Annotated in this window: 15 protein-coding genes; all 15 read right to left on the bottom strand. The window is 34.9% G+C overall.

Going from position 1 to position 24731, the window contains the following annotated elements; all coding sequences use genetic code 11:
• Positions 1 to 4: 4 nt before the first annotated feature.
• The 15 genes from IEV52_RS14800 to IEV52_RS14870 all read right to left on the bottom strand — a co-directional run bounded on the left by IEV52_RS14800 (position 5) and on the right by IEV52_RS14870 (position 24730).
• On the bottom strand, positions 5 to 3160 hold the full coding sequence (locus IEV52_RS14800; RefSeq protein ID WP_188403278.1) for a type I restriction endonuclease subunit R: 3156 nt from the start codon (positions 3158 to 3160) through the stop codon (positions 5 to 7).
• Positions 3161 to 3183: 23 nt separating this feature from the next.
• Positions 3184 to 4413: a restriction endonuclease subunit S gene (locus IEV52_RS14805; RefSeq protein WP_188403279.1), complete on the bottom strand. Its 1230-nt coding sequence runs from the start codon at positions 4411 to 4413 to the stop codon at positions 3184 to 3186.
• The gene (locus tag IEV52_RS14810; protein WP_188403280.1) at positions 4403 to 5995 is read right to left on the bottom strand and encodes a type I restriction-modification system subunit M; all 1593 of its coding nucleotides are present in this window, start codon (positions 5993 to 5995) and stop codon (positions 4403 to 4405) included. The genes IEV52_RS14805 and IEV52_RS14810 overlap by 11 nt, the downstream gene beginning before the upstream one ends.
• Positions 5996 to 6025: 30 nt before the next feature.
• The gene (locus tag IEV52_RS14815; protein WP_188403281.1) at positions 6026 to 6589 is read right to left on the bottom strand and encodes a restriction endonuclease subunit S; all 564 of its coding nucleotides are present in this window, start codon (positions 6587 to 6589) and stop codon (positions 6026 to 6028) included.
• Between the two features lie 191 nt (positions 6590 to 6780).
• The gene (locus IEV52_RS14820) at positions 6781 to 9912 is read right to left on the bottom strand and encodes an anti-phage protein (protein ID WP_188403282.1); all 3132 of its coding nucleotides are present in this window, start codon (positions 9910 to 9912) and stop codon (positions 6781 to 6783) included.
• Between the two features lie 388 nt (positions 9913 to 10300).
• Positions 10301 to 12283, bottom strand: a complete 1983-nt coding sequence (locus tag IEV52_RS14825; protein ID WP_188403283.1) for a hypothetical protein — start codon at positions 12281 to 12283, stop codon at positions 10301 to 10303.
• A gap of 5 nt (positions 12284 to 12288) precedes the next feature.
• Positions 12289 to 14169, bottom strand: a complete 1881-nt coding sequence (locus IEV52_RS14830) for an McrB family protein (protein WP_188403284.1) — start codon at positions 14167 to 14169, stop codon at positions 12289 to 12291.
• 729 nt (positions 14170 to 14898) lie between these two features.
• Positions 14899 to 15132, bottom strand: coding sequence for a TIGR04540 family protein (locus IEV52_RS14835; protein WP_188403285.1), 234 nt, complete (start codon positions 15130 to 15132; stop codon positions 14899 to 14901).
• Positions 15133 to 16172: 1040 nt separating this feature from the next.
• Positions 16173 to 16949, bottom strand: coding sequence for an enoyl-CoA hydratase/isomerase family protein (locus tag IEV52_RS14840; protein WP_188403286.1), 777 nt, complete (start codon positions 16947 to 16949; stop codon positions 16173 to 16175).
• An 18-nt stretch (positions 16950 to 16967) separates the two neighbouring features.
• Positions 16968 to 17819, bottom strand: coding sequence for a 3-hydroxyacyl-CoA dehydrogenase (locus IEV52_RS14845; RefSeq protein WP_188403287.1), 852 nt, complete (start codon positions 17817 to 17819; stop codon positions 16968 to 16970).
• On the bottom strand, positions 17816 to 18865 hold the full coding sequence (locus IEV52_RS14850; RefSeq protein ID WP_188403288.1) for an alcohol dehydrogenase catalytic domain-containing protein: 1050 nt from the start codon (positions 18863 to 18865) through the stop codon (positions 17816 to 17818). The genes IEV52_RS14845 and IEV52_RS14850 overlap by 4 nt, the downstream gene beginning before the upstream one ends.
• The gene (locus IEV52_RS14855; protein WP_188403289.1) at positions 18862 to 20271 is read right to left on the bottom strand and encodes a phenylacetate--CoA ligase family protein; all 1410 of its coding nucleotides are present in this window, start codon (positions 20269 to 20271) and stop codon (positions 18862 to 18864) included. Before IEV52_RS14855 ends, IEV52_RS14850 begins: the two co-directional genes overlap by 4 nt.
• A gap of 28 nt (positions 20272 to 20299) precedes the next feature.
• Positions 20300 to 21670, bottom strand: coding sequence for a TIGR00366 family protein (locus IEV52_RS14860; RefSeq protein WP_188403290.1), 1371 nt, complete (start codon positions 21668 to 21670; stop codon positions 20300 to 20302).
• A gap of 35 nt (positions 21671 to 21705) precedes the next feature.
• Positions 21706 to 22674, bottom strand: a complete 969-nt coding sequence (locus IEV52_RS14865; protein WP_188403291.1) for an enoyl-CoA hydratase/isomerase family protein — start codon at positions 22672 to 22674, stop codon at positions 21706 to 21708.
• A gap of 169 nt (positions 22675 to 22843) precedes the next feature.
• Positions 22844 to 24730: a sigma 54-interacting transcriptional regulator gene (locus IEV52_RS14870; RefSeq protein WP_188403292.1), complete on the bottom strand. Its 1887-nt coding sequence runs from the start codon at positions 24728 to 24730 to the stop codon at positions 22844 to 22846.
• Position 24731 lies beyond the last annotated feature (1 nt).

Raw genomic sequence — 24731 nt, forward strand, 5'->3', positions numbered from 1 at the left:
ATAATCATCTCAGCTCGTCATCTAAAGGTAAAATCACTACATCTAATGTCTTTCTCCACTGACGTTTCATTTCTGGTCCGTATTTAAACGGTATTGCATCTGGATGTACGGTTTTGTATTTATCAAATTGCTTGCTGTCGATGATGCCACCCATATTCGGAATAGGTTCTGTACCTATCTCATATTGAACAGCAGATGCATGCAGTTCTCTTTCTTCTACAAACCACGTATTTGCAAATTCCTCTATCGCTTTATTGTAGGATTGGGTAAAGTAATGGCGTTTGACGATAAGAATATCTTCCTCTTCTTTTATTTCTTTGTTATCGATGGCGTTTAGGATAGCCCGATATACATCTTTAACAATTTCTGATTTCTTCAACTTTTGAAGCGCTTTTTCGATTTCTGACCGGATGTTCTGATTGTTTGCAGAGTACGTACCCAATAACTGGTCGATATACGTAGAATCAATATCATAGAGCTTAATGGCGTTTTCACTATAGAATTCAATACCTGAGAAATCTGGTCTCGTTCCATCGCCACCTTCATCAACTAACGATCCCTTAACAGTGTTGTACACACCAATATATTCTTCTAAAGTCTTCACCTGTTCTTGAAGTATTTTTGATTTCTCCATCTCATCGTTGTAATCATCATACGTAACTAAAGCTTCGTAGGCGTTATTTAGCTCTTGAAACGCTTTTACAAACTCAATTCGCGTTTCAAGTGAAGAGTGCTCGTTAATATCTGTTGGACTTGGCACTAGAATTTGAAGTGATTTGTGAGCCTTTTTGAAGCGTTTTTTTGATTCGTCATACGTCGGATAAACAAGTTTAGATTCATCATTTTCATTCGAATACAACTTAGTCGCATCCTGCACATTTCGTTCCATAGTTGAAGGTTTTCGGAATGTAACGATCAATCCCTTCGTTTTTCCAGGATACGTTCGATTCGTTCGAGAAAAGGCTTGAATTAGATTTGCGTAACTTAAGTTTCGGTCTACGAATAACGTTTGAATTGTCGGCGCATCAAATCCAGTTAACAATCGATCTACCACAATCACTAGATCGATTTGTTTCCCAAATTCTTTGAATTCAGCTCTTTTACGTGCTAATCGATTGTTGATATCACCATTGTATCGTTCAATATCTTCGATCGACCAAGCCGTTTGATAATAATCGTTATACTCTTTTATAATTCCCTTCATTTCATCTTGGAATTGTTTAGAGTTTTCTTCGTTTTCTTGTACCGAATAGGTTATAGCGATTCGTGGAAAATCGGGATCATCAATCGTACGACCTTTTCGAATCGGATGACCTGCAAACTCGTTGGTTAACCAATCAGGGTTCTTTGTCATTTCCTTGATTGCATGATAATAACGTTTCGCCATATCAATTGAACTAGTTGTTAAGATGGCTGACTTTTGAGGTCGACCATTTTTAAAATCAAACTTGGTGTAGGCGTTATCTGGTCGAAAGATCTTATGTATAACCTTTTTGATATGGTCATCGATTTCAAATGAAGAGTTCGGAATATAAGTTTCTTTCTCTATCCCTTTCATTTTATCAATCAATTGGTTCAATTGATCATCCGTGTAATCCGCGTATTTTTCATTTTGACGCAGTTGGCTAAAAATATAATTGTATAAAGAAGTGGGTTCAATCGTATCTTCGTGTTCGACTTGAAACCCTAAAACAGATCCATCTTCTAACGCGTTCTTTATAGTATAGGTATGAAGGATCTCTCCATACTGATCGCGAGTAGTCCGCGCCAATTGACCTTTCGCTTGCTTTTTATTTTCATTAAATATCGGAGTACCAGTGAAGCCGAACCATGTAGAGTTCGGAAAGAACCCTTTAATGACTTCCATTCCTTCGGCACTTAACGCGCGATGACATTCATCTACGACAAAGACGATGTGTTGACTAATTAGTTTCTTAAAACGTTGGTTTCCACTCTTCTCCTCTTGTTTTTGAGCAAGTCGAAGAGCAGACTCTAATTTTTGACGTGTGGTAATAATGACTGTATTCGAGTTGGCATCAGATAACAGCGTCTCACTTAACTTCCTTGCACTCTTCGTACCGACTACTAAACTATTTGACTTGGCATCACCTGAAGAGATACCGGTATTAAACTCTGATGCGAACTTGGTAAATTCAGTTGTCGTTTGATTGTCCAAGTCTTTTCGGTCAATGAGCATAATCGTACGATCAACACCAGGTTTACGAGCTAATAACTTCGTAGAAACAAAACTTGTTAACGTTTTTCCTGAACCTGTCGCATGCCAAACAAATCCCGATTCGCGTTTCATGGCAGAAGTAAACAAAGCTTCGATCGCATGAATTTGATATGGATGTAATACCATTAGAGCTTTATTGTCCTGATCTTCACTAACGATCGTATAATTGGCAATCAATCGATGCGCATCTGGGATGTTTAAAACTTGTTTCACAAATTCATAAAGATTTTCTACTTTCCGGTTATCGGTAGTACGCCAGCTAAAGACAAATTTCTTGTGCATGTCTTTTGGCATCGCATTGGCAAAGTACCGAGTCGTTTGTTCGTTCGAAATAACAAATAACTGTAGCGTAGAAAATATATTGTTTCTAAACATCCCTTCTTCTGCGTATTTCTTGATTTGGTTGTAAGCTTGAAATACGCCGTCTTTGGCGTTTACCTGTTTTAATTCTATTTGAACGATTGGCAACCCATTAATTAAGAGTGTCACGTCAAATCGGCGGTCGCGACCATCATCATTAACCTTTTGTTTAGCAATCTGATGCACCACTTCGTATGTAGAGATTCCGCCCCCGATGTCTTGGTTGGAATACAAAATCAGCGACATAGATCCTAAAGAAACATCTTCTCGTTCGATCGTAATCCGAGCAATTCCATTCTCACCCTTCAGCCACTTAGCAGCATCAAACGGTGTCTGAGTTTTGGATAGTAACTCCGTCTTAATCGAGTCAAACTCTTTATCAGAAATAGGGTGTTCCCCAATTTCTGATAAGTTATTTCGAGTTATCTTTTGACGCAAATTTTTCCATAGATCTTCCTCAGACTTTAAATCCGGACGATAATTCCACTGATTATGCCCTTCCCCTAATACTTCAATCAATCGACGTTCCACTGCAAGTTCATCATTATGAGCGATCTTGGTCACGTTTCTCCCTCTTTTCTATACGCTTAAACAAACATCTTTTGAAGGAATGCTTTTTTCATTTCTTTTAGGGCATCTAGCTCATGTTCATGAAGAGCAATAATAACGTCTAGTTCTTTAAAGAAATTACCAATTTTCTCTTGTTCTTCTAGAATAGGAAATTCCCCTGTCATTTCTTCAAATTGTTTTCGTGAGATATAAAATATTGTTGAACCTGCGGATTCTCTTTTCATTTTTTTTTGTATATTTGTTGATTTAAAAAATGCAAATAAATAATCAACATTGAAGTTATTATTTGGGACTAAACCAATAAAAGTTTGGTTAGTTATTAAATCATTGTTTACAATAGCAACAACTCCAAATGTTGCACTAGCTGAAACAATCAATGAACCTTTGGGTATAATTTTTAAATTCATGGATTTAATAGTTTCTTTAGAGACATATTGGCCACTTGTTGTACCATTAATATATCTACCTTCTATGTCTTCAATTCTCGTCCAAGGTATAGTTCCAGAAAATTCTTTGGGTTTGTCCCGCATTGGAACAATGAAATCTTTAAAAACTGTATTCAACTTCCGCTGTTCCCAATCTCCAGTAAATCCTGAGAACCGAACCTCAGGAACAGACTCCCCTTCTTTTGGAAACATTTTTTGTAAGAACCCTTGTTTTGTTTGCTTAAGGGTGGTGAGTTCTCGTTGGTGAAGAGCAACCTTTTTGTCTAATTGTTTGAAAAATTCACCGATTTGTTCTTGTTCATTTTTCTCCACTGGTACTTTTAACTCGGTATCGAAAAAATCACTTGCGGAGATATTTAGTAAGCCGTGATTTCTTGCTCCCTCCGCTGCGCGATCAGAAACTTCTTTATGCCATCGATTTGTATCATAATAAGAAACCAAGAAGTTAGAATTGACTTTTGTCGGTTTAAAAACTATATAAAGTGTTGATAACACACCTTGCTCATATTTATCTAGCCTTTTGACTGCCCCCCATGGATAGTCATTTGAATAACTCTTATTATAAGCAAATTCCCCATTTTCAAGAAGAAAATAATTACTTAAATCTCTACTTGCTACTTGTTTATTGAAAAAAGTTATTTGATCAATTAATCCATGTTGAGCAGAAATGGTTAAAGGTAAACTCGACTCAGTATTTTTGTTTTTTCTAGTTACTCGTTCAACTACATCTCTCAATTTACGCTGTACCCAATCTCCAGCAAATCCTGGGAAACGAACTTCTGGATTTTGTTTACTTTTCACGATTAAACACCTCTAAAGCACCCTTGATCCATTCTGCGTTTTCTGCATCAAACTGTAATGATGAAATCATGTCATATAGGCTAGATTCTAGTTCTGCTTTTTCTTTTCGAATGTTTTTAATGGTTGAGCCAATTGCGACCATATCGACAACTGTTTCTTCCTCGAAAGTATCTACGTATCGAGGGATGTTCAAATTGAAATCATTCTCTTTGATTTCATCAAAGCTAGCGAGATGGGCATATCTCTCAACATTTTCTCGATTTCTATATGCTTCAACAATCTTATTTAAATTTTCTTTTGAAAGTTTGTTTTGGTTCTTTCCTTTTATAAAATCTTTACTCGCATCAATAAATAGCACATCACGCGTCTCGCGATTCTTCTTCAATATGATGACTGTTGTTGGAATGGATGTTCCAAAGAATAAGTTTCCTGGCATACCGATAACCGCATCGATACTACCATCTTCTAAAAGCTTCTTTCGAATAACACCTTCTGCTGCTCCACGGAAAAGAACCCCATGAGGCAAGACGATGGCCATCGTTCCTGAATCTTTCAAATGATAGAAACCATGTAACAGGAAAGCAAAATCTGCTTTTGATTTTGGTGCTAACTTTCCGTAACGATTGAAACGAGAATCATCTAAGAATGTGTCATCTGCAGACCATTTTGCAGAATAAGGAGGATTCATAAGAACTGAATCAAAGGTATAAGGTTCATCTGTCGGCCAGTCTTTATTCAGTGTATCTCCATTACGCAAACGCATATCCTCTTTATCCACACCATGTAAGATTAAGTTCATCTTGGCTAAGTTATAGGTCGTTGTATTAAGTTCTTGTCCATGATACTTCACGCTATCTGGATAATTGATATAGTTTCGGATATTCAACATTAAGGAACCTGATCCCATTGTTGGGTCATATACGCTAAACAATTTCTTATCTTCTTGTCCCATCGCAGCAATACATGCCATCATGTCCGATACTTCATGAGGTGTATAGAATTCTCCAGCTTTCTTCCCAGCTTCTGAAGCAAATTGACCAATCAGGAATTCATAGGCATCCCCAATAACATCGCCATCATGACCCATTAAATCAACATCGTTTAGTTTCTTTAAAACCTCTGTAATGGTAATGTTTCGTTGTTGATCATCTGAACCAAGCTTTTTGGATTTTAGATCTACATCATCAAATAATCCATTAAATTGATCATACTTGGTTGCTAAATCGATAAAGGCTTTATTCAAGTCATTCAACTGAAACGTGTTCTGCTTCGCTTGATCCGTTAATACATTAAATAAGTGTCCTGGCGCAATATCATAGCCTAATGTATCTACTAACGTTTCAATCAAATCGCCTTTGATATCGTCATCTGCTAAAAGATTTCTGTATAATTGAGTTTGTTTAGTCTGTGTGTTGTATTTCTCTAGTGATTCATCAGCGATGACAACCACTTTTTCTAATAACTTATCCGATAAGTACTTGTAAAAGATCAAGCCCAGTAAGTAGTTTTTGTATTCGGATGCATCCATTTTGCTTCTCAGGTTGTCTGCGGCACTAAATAATTTTTGGTTTAATCCTGCCATTGTTTGTTCCCCACTTCTTTTTTTGTTAGTCTAGTGATCTAGTTTTCTCAATATCTCTAAATACAGCTGTTCTTCAAGTTGAGCTTGTTGCTTAGCTAGAGCTTGCTGCTTTCTTAAATAGAAGTACGCTTTTCCAATTGTTCGTTGTTTCTCACTAGCTGGTAGCTCGATTTCCAACTCTTTTAATATGGATGGAGATAATTTTGGTACAGTACTTCCTTGCATACTGATGGCCATTTGCTTTTTCATTGATGTAGATTCATTTAACGCATAACATAAATAGCTGCTATCCAAATCATCATGTTCAATAATGAGCTTTGCAAAGTTTTGATTAATAATCTTACCTTGGTTTTGGTCACTCACTATTCCGGCTTTGGAACTTACAAAACTAAAAACAACTTCACCTGCATTGCTCAAGTAACCATCGTTTTGAAACTCATTGTTACTAGCAAAAGTTTTAGAGTCTAAAAATAAGCCATCTAAATCATGCATTAAATCTTCGTACGAATAAGCCACCAAAGTTAAATCATCTTTCTCCGTTCCCCTTGAAAGATTCCTTCCAATTTTAACTGTTACAACATCTTCAAGTTTCATATCCCGCCCTCTTTTATGTATTTCTTCGAAATTACACGTTTATCATATCATTTAAAAATATAACTGCCAATAATATTTAAAGTAATTTTTTAAAATTACAAATAAACATAAAAAAATAGGACCTAAGGAGGTCCATATAAACTTTCTCGTTAAGATCTTTTTACTTGTGTATTTTTTATGTCTACATTGATCTATTTACTCAGCAATTGTACTTTCATTTTCGGGCTTATTTCGATCCCTATTAGTGAACATATCCTTTGTTTTTGTGATTTACTCGTTTCAAACATGTATAGATATCTTTTTATCATATTCTGAATAATCTGTAATGCAACTTTATTGTATTTATTACACTCATAAATACGCTGTAATTCTGCTGATGGAAATTCTTCATAACACTCTAACATAATAAACAAGTGTATTAAATCTATAGAGTTATACGACAATTGCTCTCTAACCCTATGATATGTTCTATCTAAATCTTCCGTACCAATTGATAATGCAATTTTACTAATCGTGTTAAAAGTAACAAAGCCCCCTATTGAATATAGTATATTCTTTGCTGTTTTTTGAGCCTTCTGAACATCTTTTTCAAGTCCTTTATCAATGATATAACTTGAAATATAATGTAATAAACTCTCATTTTCGTTATTTAGATCACTTATGAAACGATGATTTATTCTTAATCCCAATTTAAAATGTTCTTCGCAAAGTTCTTGTTTATCAGAACCACTCATTGATCCATAATAATTTTTAAGTATCTGGCCTATAATATCTAGCATTTTAAATCCTTTATTTAATTGTTCAATTTTTTGCATTGCATTAATAACTTCCGAACTTTCATCTTCAGTACTTGCAGCTAATTGTTCAAGTGCTTGCATAGCTTCATTAGGTCTTTGATTTCTTTCATTCTCATCCATTTGTTTATTTAGCATTTTTCTATGCTCTTTTACATTTACGTCATGCAAAATAAGGGGTGAAAGTTCTTCACATAATTCATTGATTAAGTTTACATCTTCTTCTAGTTTTAATGGTGCAACGTCATTAAAAATTGATTCCGCAGCCAGAAGGACCTCTTCTTTGATAAATGAATCTTTTGATAAATGTGTTAGAAACATAATAATATTAGCATATTCATTATTATGTAAATTCTGGCACATTTCTTTTATTATTCCCTTGATACTTCCTTTATTTATGTTTCTAGCTAGGTTCTGGGCTACAAAAAAATAATATATATAAGGATAATAAAATTCATATCCCTTAGTACTGTTCCGTATAACTTTCTCTTTAACCAATTTTTCTTGTATTTCTTTAAAAACAATTTGATCATCATTCATATCGTAATATTGCAAATGATTTTTATGAAAAATTCTCCATTCTTCCGATGTTAAAGAGTTCATGGGATGTTTTAACATTTCGAATGCGAGATCAGTTAAGTATTGATAAATCTTGTCGGTTTCGTTATTCTCTATCTCAATGGCTGCCAAAGAATCTTTTATTAAAATTTCAAAATAATATCCATTTGAACTTTTGTCTAAATTATGAGGTGTTCCTGTCTCAATAGTTTTTATAATTATTAATAAGTATAGGGGAAACTTAGGTACATAACTTTGCATTAATATAGGTTTCATAATCCTATTTATACGATCTACTTCTTTCAATAAATCAGAATCTTCAAGAGTTTCTCTTTGCCCCAAAGAAACCCAGTTCTCAATAAATTCATCTCTTTTCACATGACCAAACTTCATAATATCAAAATATCTTAATGTATATTTTTCTTCTTTCGAAATCATTTCAATAGCATCATTAATAGAGTTATTTAATTCTGAAAAAAAGATAACTTGATTGAAGTATCTATTTGCGTGTTCAAGAAAACTAGCTTTTGAAGCACTATTAATTGGGGTTCTATGCCAATCATCAACAATTAATATTCTTTGCTCTTTTTTTAATTGAATATATGAATCTCTCTTTTCTATCCCGTATACTCTATCTATAGTTTTCTTAATTAATAGATCAATATTACGGGTAAGACTAGGTGTAACATCCCCACCAGATATGAATAGAGGGAAATATTTTTCCCCTACAAAATAATTAAAAAGAATTTTTGCTAGCGCAGTTTTTCCAGAATCTTTATCACCTTTAAACAAGAAATGTGATTCTTTGTCGGATTTTAATAATTCAGGTATTTCTTCTGGAGTTGATAGTAATTCAACATCTTTCTGATATAATACTTCTTCAATATTAGGATAAATATAAATATCTTTTAGTTTTAAATTAGGAACCCGCGGATGTGAAATTGGTATCCCAATATCATATAAAAACTCCTCAAATTCAGGTTTAATATTTAATAGTGTTGGCTCATTAAATTTTGCAGATAACTCTTTAGTAAATGGTTTCCAAATTGTTGCATCCTCTTCTTTATATAAAGTTGAATCCCATGTATGCTTTTTACAACAAAATTCCAAACTCTCAAGATCTATTTGAATTGAATTAAAACCACTTACTTCTGGGCTACCATGTTCTTGGAGGGCAGAACCTTCTATAAAATTAATTGCTCTGGTAGTCCAATCTGTAAGTGTTACATTTGTAAAAGAATGTTCATGCCCGGATAAAATAAAATCTGAATGTTTTTGTAATAAGTTTTCCATGTCCCTTTTATTATTAGGGTTTAACCAATGAGTAGGATGATGTAATAATGAAACATTAATATCGCCAGAATAAGAAGAAATTAAATCCTCAACAAAACTTACTGGATAAAACATATTCCCTGGCCGTTCTTTTTTTGTAGAAATCCATGAAGTGTTAAATAAATTAAAAATAATACTCTTACCCTTAATATTCAACTCTACTTTATCAAAAAGATCATTAGATCCTATTAACTTACAACTTGTCCATTCGTTATGAAACAAATCCTTAAAACTCAAAAAATGCTCTTGTGTTCTTATCCCTTTAATAAACTTAGAATTATTACAAAGTGCTGGTTTTGATATAATTGAATTAATTAATTGATCCCTTAAATCCATTTCTTCATTATCACTAAAATCACAATCGTGATTTCCAGGAATGAAAAGAAACTCACATGGTATATCATTCAATTCTTCTTCAAAGATGTTTTTTAATGAATCAAAAAAAGGAAGTGCTATATTTGAATATTCATTATCAATCCCAAAATTTGCAATATCGCCAGATATACAGAAAACAATGTGATCTGAACCACGTCCCTTAGCTATAAGAGCACTAAAGAGTTTATTTTGTTTTTTTATTAAAGTATTTTCATATATAGTAGAAAAATGTATATCAGTTAAGTGAAACAATGTAAGAATCAATTGACTTCCTCCCAATAGTATTGTTAACAAAATTATACAATAAGAAAGCTATCATTGGTATATAATGTAATTTGTTTCTTTCAGTTTTTCTATATTTACTTATTCTATAACTAGTATAAAGTGAAAAAATTAACAGTGCCATAATAGTCTACTTTATTGAACCTCTTTACTACATTTGTAAACATAAATTATCTAGAAATGAATACAGTTTTCAGAATTGACGAGCAGCTTGTGAAATATTCTCACTTTCAAGCAATTATCTTCTCTCACTAGAACTCATAGTAGCTTTCATAACCAAATGTTTCATGCAGTATAAAAAATAGAATAAGAGATTCAACAAAAAAAGCACCTGCAAGTGGTACTTTCTTTTAAGTATTAGGAAATAGTATTACAACTGTTTACACCCGTATAAATCTAGTTTTAGTACATTCCCATTATAGTCTTTGTGACAAACAGGGCAGTGGACGTCCCAGTTGTTTTCGACCTGATTGTTATAATTACCAAACGCATATTTCATAAGAGCAAAATTATGATTTATGTTCTGATGCTCCCTTTTATATCTGCAAGTATTTGACACCCACACTTCATAATCATTTGGACATTTATATGTTTGTTTATATACCTTATCTTCACAATGAGCTTTCTCACCGCAACTTGGGCATATGGTCTTTTGCAAGCCAAAAAAATGAAGAATTCTCTTAATATATGTTTGAATATTTTCCAGATTCCCTGGCAAAGCAAAAAAGTGACTTAAATGATATAAACTATTTGAATCGACATTCCAATTCGTTGCATTGTTATCAATATGGACTAAAGTTGCACTCTTCATGATGATTGAAGTGTTTTGAATTTTTCTTAAATATCGTTTACCGGAATGGTTGATATCTTTTTCAAGTTGGCGACTTAAGAGTTCCGAATATGGTTTATATTTAGCATCTAACACATGTCCCTGCCATTTTGTATTCTTATGATGTCTGTATAAAAATAAATAATCAGGCATTATCATTTTGGAATCTTCCAAATGAATGGATTTTTCATAGTATAAGACAAATTCACCACGGGTCTTATCAAAAGGAAAGCGGTAGAACCATCCACTAATTTTTTTATCTTTTTTATATTTTTCTACCAGAGAATATCTGACTCCTGAACAATCAATCTTGATTTTTTTCAGATGATGAATAAGCTGCAATAATATCCAAATTTCATATAAACGAGGAGAGCTCATTACCGCTTCAAGGAATGCACGTTCTTCTGAATCCATTTTAGGAACCATATTTTCAAATTTTTCATAAAGTTCATAGACCGCTCCATAGGATGGGTCTTGAGAAAAAAGATGTGTTAATTCTGGCATTACTGGATCTACCATATACAAATTTTCACTTAAAATCATCCGTAACATTGAGTCACAGTGTTCCCATTTTTTCTGTCGTTCCTTTAACCAATTGATATCCCTCTCAAGCGATGTACACCTTTTTTCAATAAAAACCTTCATTAAACCGTTGATTACATTTAATGTTTCATATCGCTTGTTTAATTCAAATTCAAGTTGTTTCAACGCTGAATTTTCGATAACCATTGACTGCTTAACTTGTTCAACGAATGCTTCAATCATGTATCGAATCATTTGATGTTCTTCAAGATTCAATTCTTTTATGCTTGTTTGTATCAATATTTTTTCACGGAAAGGAAACATTGCAGCTTCTAAGATGGAATGGCTGTCCCATTTTGAAATTTTAGATCTTGTCATTTTTTCTTTCGATTTTACCAATTTCTCTGAAGGATTTTTACATATTACTAACGCCCAGTCCTTAAATTCTTCAAGGATTAAAACAAGTTCTTCTAATCGGAAAAGAGGGATCTGCAACTCTTTTAAGTAGCTGCCTTCTTCAGGTTCAGCTGTAAGACCCTCAAACAAACTTTTCACTTCGGCCTGCATTGTCCTGTATTGGGCATATGAAAAAGTTCGTGGTATAACCACTACTCTTTTTTCATTAAGAGTTTTGCCTTCATCGCTAACAGCTGAAACTTTCCACTCTCCACAAGCATTCATGCCAAAACAGGATTCAGATCGCTCCAAAAACCCTTCTTCATACCATCCTCTTGAAGCTTCGTACCACATTCCCAAATGGATCTTTGATTCAACAAGGTACTTCTTTACATTACCGTTTGAAATAAAAACATGAGCTGCTTCTGGAGCATATACTCCGATTCTTAAGGTTTTATTATTTACCTTGCTGTATTCATTCATCAGATAATATTGCTCTATTTTTATTAATGGATCATAAACTTCTAAATCCATTTCTTCATACAGAAAACTTGAAGTACTATGTTCAGGTACAGATTCTCTAATATATATTTGATATAAGTTCATCATTATCACCAAAATTGAACCGTACGAGGACTCTTGTGCATCAACTCAAACTTTTGGGACGCCTTTGGATAAATCAAAATTTTTCCAGAAAAATCTTCTAAAATCTTTATTTCATTTTCATCTCTTCTTGATACAGCTATTCGCGGCAATAGTTTTGTACAAAGTAGTTGATCAATATGAGTAGGTTCTATGTTTGATACTCTAGTCAGATATTGTACCAATTGCTTATATCCGCGGCTGTTTAATCGTGCGTTAGGTATAGAATCAATCTCAGAATTCAGTTTCATAATTTGATTTGCATACTCCACAACGTCTTCAGTCGACTGAACTTGTTTTGTAAACTGTTCAACAGTAACATTTATATAACCAGTTTGAAGATTTTTTAATAATACCTCCTCGATCTCTCTACTATTCTCTGGATGATTTAATTCAATTACGAGGCTGCGGTCTATTACTTTGGGACTTAAAGGTTTTACTGTATGATCCATGTTTAATGTTCCGACAAAACGAACATTTTTTGGTATTTGAAACAGGTGTGGATAACGGGTAACCAGTTCTGCAGCGTTCTCGTATTTTTCTCTTTTTTCAATGCTGATATCTTCACTAAGGTCAGTATTTTCAATCAAACGACATGCATCTAAGAAATATCGTTTACTATAAAGTCTGATTGAGGGATTTTCCTGTTCCCTTGCACTCAGGAACTCTGAAAAATAATACTCAACATGTGCTAAGTTCATCTCGTCTAAACATATAAAATATAGGTTTTCACTATCTTCTTGTGCTTCAGACAAAGCTTCTAAAAATGGTGAAGCAACAAAACGCTTTTCTAAGGGATTAAAATACCCAAGTAAATCCTGTGTATCAGTCCAGCTGGATTGAACAGGAATAATTTTTGATTTTGCTCCTTTTAAGGTGTTTGCAACAGCCGTTACCAAACTAGATTTCCCTGTTCCTGAAGGGCCACTTAAAACTACAAGAATATTAGCCTGTAGTCCTCTCAAAAAGGATTCAATAATAGTAGGGTCATAAATCAAATCATCATCTGAGTTATGATAGATAAGAGACTGCAATAGTTTTATTATCGTACCGTTATCCCATTCATGTTCTTCTGGTACAATATTGTTTTTTAATTCATATTCTGTTTCTAATCGAATCATTTCTTTAGTTCGTTCCAATATTTTTATCCATCTTTTCTCATTTGCTTCTAATACTTGTAATCTTTCCTCATATGCTTTTTCACGTTTTCCCAATGAGAGCCTTTTTTTGGTTATTTCTTTTTCGCTCGTCACAAGGGATGTCCATGTCGATTCGGATGCCAGAAGTAACTTTTCCGCAATTACTTTTTCAACATCTGTTCCAAAAATGTCCTGAGCTGCTTCGACGAGTTGATTTCCACCAAAATTTTTAAGTAAATCAGTAAATGATAGCTCAATTTCTTTGTAAGAGTTTAAATCAAACGTGATCAGATCAGCCAAATGTTTATCATCATAAGCTGCTCTAAAAGAAGCGAAAAAAAGTATCCCTCTCTTTAATTCTTCACTAAATCGATTCGATTGGATAACCGATGATACATACCATAGTTTTGAAGCATCTATAGGATGGGAACAGGTTGTATAACCTGTTTTAGAAGGTTGCATAACAACTGCATTGACCTTAAGTCTTTCAATTTTATTCTTATCATTAAATGTTTCAAAAGACTCAACTCTGAATACTATCGTCGATCCAAAAACTTCGTTTTTTAACCGTTTTTCAAAGCGGTTAAGACTTGGTTTGGTAAATGATTGTTCTAAGTTTTCCTTTATTAATAAGCTTATGTCTTCAACAGCTTTTGTCTCAAGCCATTTTTCAAGTGTGGTAATATTGGATTCGATTTCAGTAGTGTTCATAGTTGTATTAATATGGCTTACTTAATTATATTAGCCATATTTCTCCTCTCTTTTTGTCTATAAATTATACTTTCTTTTACGTTAAAACAATTTTTGCTACAGTGAGTGTTTCAATCACAACTACTCTCTTTTAAAACTGTGTCAACATTGATGTTTGGGATAATTTTTATTCGTCATAATAATTATCGACTTATTTAATTTAGTTTTGAATAATATGAAATAAGGACTAAATAATAATATTCTTGGTATTCGTTTACTCTACGATGGTTTTTAGTTTTTTGGCATGGCACTGATGATTCGCAACATCAGTGCTACTTTAAATGCTTTTCTCTCCATTTAAAGTGGTCCTACAAAAATTATTAATCTATTAAAAAAGTAAAAACACCAATTATGGATATTCCAATTGGTGTCTAAAAATTATTCTTATGCATAAAATTGCGTTACTCTCGCCATTCTATCAGGATAATCTCTGTACATTTTATACAAGTCATTATAGGACATTAATTCAAAATATTTCTTAGCTGCTATCTCAAAACATTGTGATGTAACTCCCCTAAGTATCCAACACAGACACGTAAAGTAAGTAAATTTACTTTATCTTGAAATCGCATAAATATCATTTCCTTTATATTTACAAATTTTGGTTTTTGTTTTTAATAAAACTAGTTTTAACCACCATGAAAAAATACCACTTCTACTTAAATTTCTACGTTTGTACGTTAGTATTTATTATAATTTTAATATATTTACTACTACTTCTAATCGCCTTTTACCACATTGCTGTTCTATAACCTTAGTAAACCTACTACCCTTTCTTAACTTGTATAGATTGTTTTCATACATATTTTTTACTCCAACAATCAATTCTTGCTCTTCGATTTCTTCTTTCCAATATGCATCAACCAATTGATTTAATGCAGTAGCTAACTCCCTCTGAGTACGATAAAAAAGCTTTACCTTCACAAGACGTCACCTCATATTAGGTCCTCTTACTTTATTTTTATTTTACTCTTACAAAAATGGAAAAACAACGGAAATAAAAGCTGGATAATTGAATATCACTTGGAATCCCAATTTAGTAGATGTTTAGGCTCTGGAAGAAGTGTGACTAGGTTGATAAAGTTCTCCATAATAATAAAGCTAAATTGCACATATTTAGATTTAATTGCAGTAAATCCGTTTTTCAGCTGTGGATATAGATAATATCAATCCAACCCTTTCATACGATGTAATAACTAGCCTTATAAGTAGAGAAGAACGCCTATTACCCTGGTCAATTCTTCTTCTCTGGATAACAAACTTACTTAGACTGAACAATCCAAAACAATATTTCATCAATTTTCTATAAAAACTTAGAAAAAAAGTATAACGTTGATAAAAAAACATATAGGTACACTTGACTAATTAATTTTAAATGGGATTTTTCTGTTCGTAAATGTGTACTTTAACGAACTTGTTTTACTAAGGAAATTAAAAAACACGCTTATTTGCGTGTTTTCATCAAAGATAAAACTACCTTTTTCTCTGAGGTAATTTAATTATCCTATTTAAGGATGGAATATTCTGTTTTTCTTTGATTTCATTACTTTGATCTTCAGCAAGTAAACAATTATCACAAATCGGTAACAAAGACATCTCTTTTAAAATTATCCAATCGGTATAATGAATTTGAATACTACATTTTATACACCTTTTGTTATTGATAATATCACCTACTGCTATTTATTTAGTTTTCTTTCAAAATGTACATGTAGCCTGTATTTAGTTATTTCAGAGGTCCATTGATAAATATACTCATTTGCAAAACCCTGTACACACATAACATTTCTAATCAAATATTTATCATTGATCAAAGTCATAATTAAGTTTTAATTGAAGGATCAGAGCTTTCTCCTCTTTATTTATGTATAGTTTAAAGTATACCAATAAATGTTTACCAAAAAAAGTAATGTCTAGATTCTAATTACAAAAAAAAGAGACCTAAAAAAAGGTCATTTAATTTATTATTTACCTATAAATTGTGCATCTCTTTTCTCTAAAAAAGCTGTAGTACCCTCAATCTTATCCTGTGTACTAAAGAGGATAGCTTGTAATGATTTTTCAAGTGCCAGTCCTGCATTTAAATCTGATGTTACACTTTCATTAAGTGCAATCTTAGCCAGCATTAATGCTATAGGAGGTTTTTTTGTCAGATTAAGTGCAAATTCTCTAACCCTGTCTTTTAGTTTTTCTTTTGGTACAACTTCATTTATTAAACCGTATTCATAGGCTTTCTGTGCATCAATAATATTTCCTGTTAAAATTAATTCTTTTGCTCTTGGAAGTCCGATCAACTTTGTTAACTGCTGCGTTCCTCCTCCTGCTGGCAAAATACCAAGAGTTATTTCAGGCTGACCAAATTTGGCATGCTCACTGGCAATCCTAAAATCACAAACAGTCGCCAGCTCGCATCCTCCGCCTAATGCATAGCCATTAATTGCAGCTATCACTGGTTTTTTCGATTGATAAACACATAAAAGGACATCTTGTACAGCTGATCCATAGATATCAAGTGGCTGCCGTTCTCTTAACCATTCGATATCAGCTCCTGAAACGAAGGATTGATCTCCTGCTCCTGTTATGACTATCACTCTTACTTCATTTAGCTGATTAAAATAGTTAACTGCATCACGAAGTTCAATCCAGCTTTCAGAATTCATTGCATTTCTTTTCTCGGGGCGATTAACCTTAATCGTGCCCACATAATCCTCCACGTTTAACAGCAAATATTCAAAGTTCATAGACGTTCTCCTTCACATTCAAGTGTAATTGTAAACGCCCTTGCCTGTTTTTCTTCCTAGTCTGCCTGATTTTACATACTTTACTAAAAGAGGGCTTGGTCTGTACTTTTCCCCAAGGGTTTTATGAAGATATTCCAGGTTCTTCAACCTAGTATCCAGACCGACCATGTCTCCGAGTTTAAAAGGACCCATTGGATAGTTCAATCCAAGCTCAATAGCCTTATCGATCTCTTCCGCAGTTCCTACACCTTCCATTAGCATGTTAAATGCTTCGTTCCCTACTAAACTGCTAATCCGACTTGTAACAAAACCAGGAAACTCGTTAACTCCTACCGTTTCTTTGCCCATCTGATAGGCTACCTCTTGCGTGATTCGCAACGTTTCATCACTTGTTTCAAGTCCTCGTATGATTTCTACAAGTCTCATCTTATGAACGGGATTGAAAAAATGCATGGCGATGGTTCTATCAGAACGTTTTGTATAAGAACCGATCTCTGTTGGACTCATTGTGGATGTATTTGTGGCTAAAATTGTATGAGAAGGAGTATATTGATCCAGCTTTTCAAAAATATCCTTCTTAATTGACATTACTTCAGGTACTGCCTCTATTACGAAATCTGCCAATGCAGCGCTGTTCTGAAGGGCAGTAGAATATGTTAAACGACTTGAAGCATCCTTAGCTTCTTTTGATAAGATCCTTCCTCTTTCAACGTCTTTTGCAAATAACTGTTCGATCTCATTTTGTGCATTTTCTATCGCACTTGGAGAGATATCACTTAATGTTACTTGGTATCCTCCCAATGCAGCTGAATAAGCAATACCTCTACCCATGACACCTGAACCGACAACAAGAATATGATTTACGCTCATTGGATCTGTTCCTCTTCATTCACTTTTAATACGATTTTTCCAACGTGCCTTTGTTCCTCCATCACTTGATGGGCATCCCGTACTTCTTCAAGGTTGTAAACTTTCCAGATATAAGGAAGGTTTTCATTCACTTCGATAAACTGTACAACTTCTTTAAAATCATTTAGATCCCCCATCCATGAACCGTGGATGGCAAGTTGTTTTCCAAGGATGTACCGAAGATCTGTTACCGCTTGATGGCCGGTTGTTACCCCGCAGAACGCTAGCCGCCCTCCGCGTTTAAGCATCTTTAAGCTTTCTTTCCATGTTTCTTGGCCGACATGGTCCAAGACAATATCCACGCCACTGTTATTCGTTAGTTCTCTAATTTCTTTTTGTAAGTTGTCTGATCTGACAACGATATGCCCTTTATAACCCCTTTCCCTCAAGAATCTTTCTTTCTCTTTAGAACCTACTATTCCAATTGTTTTTGCTCCGAACCCTTCAGAGATTGTCAGTGCTGCATAACCTAGTCCGCCAGCTGCACCCCAGACAACAACAGTATCAAACATGGTTAAGCTTCCCTTCGTTACCAAGCCGTTCCATGCAGTGACATAGGAGACGGGGACCCCAGCCCATGCTTCTAAATTTTGTTTTTCGATCTTTACAACATTCTTTGCAGCAACATGAATATAATCGGAATAGCCGCCATCAATGTGGTAACCGATAATCTTAAACTCCCGGCAAAGAGTCTCTCTTCCTTTCTTGCATTCATCACATTCTCCACACGAAGTACCAGGATATATTAAGACGGTATCTCCGATTGAAAGATTAAAAACTCCTTCCCCTACATATTCAATCGTGCCTACAATATCACTTCCTGGTATTCGAGGAAGTGATAATTTATCGCCTGTTCCTCCTCGCCGAAGCCATAAGTCCAGATGGTTTAACCCGCAATAGTTGATCTTTACTCTTATTTCTCCATACTTAAGATCATCCAGTGAGTAATCTTGTGAAACGTTCAAATGATCGATTGGTCCATGTGAGTTTAATACTACGGCTTTCATACACCCATCCCCTCTTTTCGGCGATCCTCAAACCGTTTTAACTTTGCTCTGTGACCATGCCCGGTCAATTCTTTTAACGAGTCTTCTTCAACCACTTGTACATGAATCTTTACACCGATTCTTCTCTTTAAGATCTCTTCCAGTTCTTGTTTAAGCAATTCATCGTTTTGATCTCTTTTTCTTTTTTCAACTAATATGGTCATTTCATCTCTTGTGGGTTTTCCCTCAGGTTTTACTTTTTCCACATAACAGTAATACTCACCATTTGTTCTAATATCTTCGGAAACGACTTTACCGCAAGCTTCGGGCCATACATTGATCCCGCGAAGTTTAACCATCGTATCACTACGCCCTTGAAAGTACTCCATCCGTCTATGAAGACTGCCGCATGCACAAGGAACCATTTCATAAAGAGCAGAAATATCTTGAATGTTATAACGGATCTGCTGCGTTCCCGTTTTATAAAGCGCCGTTACTACAATATTTCCTCGATGCCCTGGAGGAAGCGGTTTCCCTGTTTCAAAATCAACGACTTCCACTATGAATGAATCTTCAAAGATATGAAGTCCTTGTTTAGCAGGACATTCAGCTGCTACATATTGAACTTCATGAAAAGCATATGAATCATATACCGGAATCCCAAATGCTTCTTCCACCGGTGCTGTATTTCCGAAAGCAGATAACGTTCTTAAGTTAAAATCTGTCTTCGGGTCATAACCCATCTTTTTTGCCGTTTCCGCAATATGAAGCAAATAATCAGAAGTCGCAATGATAGCAGAGGCCCCAAACGTCTTGGCAAATTCAACCTGCTTTTCAGTAGGAGTAACGTTCCCCGTTCCAGTAGTTATCGGAGTGCACCCTAACCAGTGCCAAAGAGCATGATCCATAATCCATGCAGCATTATGGGTTGAATAAGACCAGGCATTAATAACCGCATCCCCCGGTTTGATTCCCTGTAAATAGAACGTTCGTGCACTAAGAATTGCACCGACCTCTCTATCCCATTGAGAATAGATGGTTGGCCTAGGTGTTCCAGTCGTTCCACCACTTGTAAAGAACCTTAACGGAGTATGTGTCCCATCTGAAAAATGATATCTTTGGTAATCGCCAAAAGGGGGTTTTCGCTCAATGCTGTCTCTAATGTTTTCGATTGTATAGATTGGAATCTTATACATATCATTCAGTGTTTGAACATCTTCTGGGGAGAAATCATGTTTTTTCCACAGAAGCTGGTAAAAAGGTATTTCGCTTCCTTTTCTTAGAGTCTCTTTAACCCTTTCCAATTGAGTATGCTCAATTCTGTCTCGGCTCCACTTCCATGTTCCTTCTATAAACTCCAATGGAGGCTCATATTCAGAAACGAGTTTATTCCAGTCAATCGTTTTATGGTAATACGGAATACTCACTTTTTAACCACCTTTCTAGCTATCATTACTAAATAGGAAGGAACATTAAAGCTAGGATCCATATAACACCGACTGCTAATAAAATAGGAAGACAGTATCCTAAGAAATCTCTTACTTGCAGCCTTGTACCTGCGGCTAAAATAGGAAAATAAAGCAAGGTCCAAAACGGCTGAACTAAATTAGTCCAAATATCTCCATAGGTTATGGCAAGAACAGCTCGCGGCATCTCCACTCCAAGTGCTTCTGCAGCTGGGATAAAAAATGGGGCAGTTGCCGTAAACTGAGAACCTGCAGAAGGAATAAACAGGTTTATAAAACCAGTTACCAAGAAGGTGAGTACTGGAAAAGTACCTTCTGTGGAAACGCTTACAATATAATCTGTAATTTTACCGGCTAATCCTGAAACCATTAATACTGACGCAATTCCACCGTATAAAGGAAATTGAAGGCCAATTGACCCTGTTGAAATTAGGTTTTTGGAGAATGACTTAGAATAACTTACGGCATCTTTCTGTACAAGCAAGCCCATAACAAGTGCAATAAAAGCGACAGTATTTAAATTTAATCCTGCCATGCCGTTTTTTGAAAAGTAATAGAAAAGATAGATAAACCCAATTAACCCTATTACTAGTATCATTGGCCTGAAATCATTTACTTTGTCAGCAAAGGATTTTTCCTTCAAGTGATAAACTGAGCCGACTTCAGGTTCAACGCTGCTTGCCACCTCTTCATTTTCAATTGCTAAATCCTGAAATGAAGTTACCTGTTTCTTGTTTTTGGCAACAAAGTAATAGATCAATGTGGTAACAGCTACAATGGCGAAACAAGAAATAATATTGATCGTTGAAAATGTTGTTTGATCTAAAGGGATAATCCCACCAAATAATTGATTGTTAAGTTCTCCTTCAGTTGAAACAAAGAGCGGAATCGTTCCTGAGATACCGGTTAAAGAGATAGTAAAAGATGAATAAGCAATTGAAGCTAAAAGAGGATAATCTACACCTTTAATTTGTTTTCCTACCGTTCTGGCAAAAATAGAAGTTACAACTGGTCCGATGTACCAGCCCAAAAAGGAAGTCAGCGCTCCTAAAATTCCAGTAATCATATAGGCAGCCATCGGGGATTTAATTGTGTTTGCTGCTTTAATAATCCATCGTTGTACAACTGGTGTGTCAACTAACACAAGGGCAGCGGCATACGTAAACATAAGTTGAAATGCGAAAGTAAATAACATTGGAATCCCGTTAAACCAAGCATCCAATACTTCACCTAACGAACTAGCAGTGAATGCATAAGCACTTAAGATGGCCAATAGGGTCAAAATAATAGCAAAGATAAAATCATGAGGAAAATACCTGCTGTACCAACCGGCAATTCTTTCAGAAATTGAAAGCCTCATCATTAAAACCCCCTATACAATTTTGGAATTCTTGTTTACTTTGTTAACGGACTGCCGCACTTTCCGCAATGATTAAAGTGTTCTGGAAGATCTTTTGTTCCACATTCCTGACATTCCACCATAGGAGCGCCCCATAAATGCTCAGAAGAATCACCATTCGCTGCACGGTTTCTAAGCATCATGTAGTCAGGCTTTCTCTTTTCGTTAAATGCTCTCATAGCTTCGTGCGTTTCAAACGCTCCTGTGTGGACAGTCAGCCAATCACGCGCGTGTCCGACAGTCTGGTTTAGGGACATTTTCTTCCAGTAATTCGTTTGTTCTTTTGTATAACGAACACATTCGGGAAGCTTATTTAATAATTTTTGAGCCATACGGTTTACAGCTTCATCTAATTGGCTCATAGGAACCACTTCATTCACCAAGCCCCATTCCAATGCTTTTTCTGCACTAATTTCCTCATTTAGCCAGAGGATTTCCCTAGCTCTTCTGTCTCCGACCATGATTGGCAGCCACTGTGTTGCCCCACCAGCTGCCACACTTCCATGGGAATTGCCCACTTGACGAATGTAAGCATGATCCGCCATGACAGCTAAATCACAGTTCATGTTAAATTCGTTTCCACCGCCAACCGTAATACCATTCAATCTAGCAATCGTTGGTTTTCCGATGTTCAGTAACTTTTCATGAGCTTCGATGAATACGCCCATCCATTTCCAATAGTTCCGTGGTCGTTCAAGGATATCGTTATTTTGCTCCTTCATATCCGCACCGGTACAAAATGCTTTATCGCCTGCACCTGTGAGTACGACTACACCAACTTCATCATCCCAAGAAGCTAATTCGAATGCTCTTGTCATTTCTCTTAATGTCTGGAAGTTTAAACAGTTATAAACTTCTGGACGATTGATCGTAATTGTGGCAATCATGTCTTTCTTCTCGTACTTTACTTTCTCGAAGTTTACTTCTCCAGGTTGTGTTGGATGTAAAAAGTGATCTGAATTCATCTAAATCCCTCCCATTTTTGTTTACAATTTATTATGATGCAAGTTCTATGCCAAATTTAAAACCGACAAAAAAGCCTGCTCTAATCGAGCAGACTTTTTTAAAAGTTAATTTACTGAACATACAGTGTTTGTTTTTTGAACATTGCTGTTCAATAAGTGAACATACATGTTAAAGGTTGTCTAATTTCTTTATTTTTTTCCATAATGTCGTCCTGCTTAAACCCAATTTCTCAGCCATTTCTTGCTTGTTACCTTTATAGGATTGTTGAAAATAATGGATAATTTGATTTTCCATTTCTTCTAAAGTTCCAATTGTTAATTCTATACAATTGCTTTCCATTAGAGGTTTCATTTTTTCTTTTACACTAAAAACGGGCTGGTCAAGTAAAATCTTCTTTATATCATTAGATACTTTGCCTACAGTGGTCATTCTTTCAATAACGTTTTCTAATTCACGAACATTTCCTGGCCAATCATAGTTTTTGATAAATTCGAGAAAATCTTCATCATATAAATAATTTTCTTCTCCGTTTTTATGCAAGAAATGGTTAATAAGTATAAATAGATCTTCCTTTCTTTCTCTAAGAGGTGGGATAATGATCCTTAATATATTTAGTCTGAAGTACAAATCTTCTCTAAAGACATTTTTTTGTATAGAGGCTTTTAAATCTTTATTGGTGGCTGAAATGATTCGAACGTTTATAGGAATGATCTTTTCTCCACCGATTCTCATCACTTCTTTTTCTTGAAGAACACGGAGAAGCCTTGCTTGTAAATCAATTGGCAGTTCACCGATTTCATCTAAAAATAAAGTACCGTCATGCGCCATTTCAAACAAACCAGGCTTTCCGCCCCTTTTAGCTCCTGTAAAAGCACCATCCTCATACCCGAAAAGCTCACTTTCAAGTAAATCTTTTGGCAGAGCAGCACAGTTTATTGCAACAAACGGTCCGTTCGTCCGATTGCTTTCATTGTGTATACTCTGGGCAAACAATTCTTTTCCTGTTCCACTTTCTCCAGTTATTAGAACACTTTTATCAGTCTTGCTGTAGAACTTGGATAGTTCAATCACCTTTTTCATAGAATCACTCTGGCAAAGAATATCGGAAAATGAATACTTTGCGTAAAACCTTCTGTTATGAAGGTTTCTTCTAAGCTGTGAATCTTGTTCAATCACTTTATTGGTTTCTTGAAATGTGATAACAATACTTTCACCTTCTAATGGAATTCTATTAACTACATACCTATCATTACCAAAACTCGTAATTTTTTTATTTACTTCTGACCCATTACCATATAGCTTTTTAAGTTTAGGATGATGCATTCTTCTTAATTCTTTACCGAGCATGTCACCAGGCTTTAAATCCAGTAATTCACCAGCAACCGTATTAAATACGCTTATGATACCTTGAACATCTGTTGCAATAACACCATCAAAAGCATGAGAAATAATCGTTTGCAGGTGATGCTGTCTCAATTTTTCTCGTTCATAAAGCCGAGCAGTATCAAACGCTCTATGTAAAGCTTCAATCATAACTTCTTTCGTAGATTTTATTACGAAACAATAAAGGTCTAATTTTTTAGCGGTCCTTTCCATGCAATGAGCAGTACCCACTACTACCTTGTGGAGACCTTTTTCTTTCATCTCTTTCATAATATCTGCAATTTCTTGTTCATCATTATATTGTTTCAGGATAATGTCGACAGAAAAAAGCTTTTCAATGAAAGGGATATCATATAAGGAATAGTTTTCATGATGATCAATAAAAATAATGGTAGAAGAAATCTGTTTCGCACTTTGAAAGGTTTTAAGCAGATCATAATTATTAACAGTAATTTTGATAATCGGGACATTTAACTTGTCTTCAAGAAGATCAGCCGTCGGTCCACGCGCAATGATGACGCTTATATTTTCTTTCTCAACCAATAAGTTTGCAGCGGCTAACCCCCGTTGCAATGCACCTTCTTTTACAATTAATGGAACATCCATATCAACTGAAATGTCTTTTACTAAACTAGTGAATTCAGGATATGGTGATATTACTCCTATTTTCATA

The sequence above is a fragment of the Fictibacillus barbaricus genome, from assembly GCF_014635025.1.
Taxonomy (GTDB): domain Bacteria; phylum Bacillota; class Bacilli; order Bacillales; family Fictibacillaceae; genus Fictibacillus; species Fictibacillus barbaricus.

What these genes read in the sequence shown, in the direction of transcription:
- IEV52_RS14815 (WP_188403281.1), bottom strand. Translation starts at nt 6,589, where the DNA reads ATGAAACTTGAAGATGTTGTAACAGTTAAAATTGGAAGGAATCTTTCA.
- IEV52_RS14845 (WP_188403287.1), bottom strand. Translation starts at nt 17,819, where the DNA reads ATGAGCGTAAATCATATTCTTGTTGTCGGTTCAGGTGTCATGGGTAGA.
- IEV52_RS14865 (WP_188403291.1), bottom strand. Translation starts at nt 22,674, where the DNA reads ATGAATTCAGATCACTTTTTACATCCAACACAACCTGGAGAAGTAAAC.
- IEV52_RS14840 (WP_188403286.1), bottom strand. Translation starts at nt 16,949, where the DNA reads ATGAACTTTGAATATTTGCTGTTAAACGTGGAGGATTATGTGGGCACG.
- IEV52_RS14870 (WP_188403292.1), bottom strand. Translation starts at nt 24,730, where the DNA reads ATGAAAATAGGAGTAATATCACCATATCCTGAATTCACTAGTTTAGTA.
- IEV52_RS14830 (WP_188403284.1), bottom strand. Translation starts at nt 14,169, where the DNA reads ATGAACACTACTGAAATCGAATCCAATATTACCACACTTGAAAAATGG.
- IEV52_RS14850 (WP_188403288.1), bottom strand. Translation starts at nt 18,865, where the DNA reads ATGAAAGCCGTAGTATTAAACTCACATGGACCAATCGATCATTTGAAC.
- IEV52_RS14860 (WP_188403290.1), bottom strand. Translation starts at nt 21,670, where the DNA reads ATGAGGCTTTCAATTTCTGAAAGAATTGCCGGTTGGTACAGCAGGTAT.
- IEV52_RS14810 (WP_188403280.1), bottom strand. Translation starts at nt 5,995, where the DNA reads ATGGCAGGATTAAACCAAAAATTATTTAGTGCCGCAGACAACCTGAGA.
- IEV52_RS14825 (WP_188403283.1), bottom strand. Translation starts at nt 12,283, where the DNA reads ATGAACTTATATCAAATATATATTAGAGAATCTGTACCTGAACATAGT.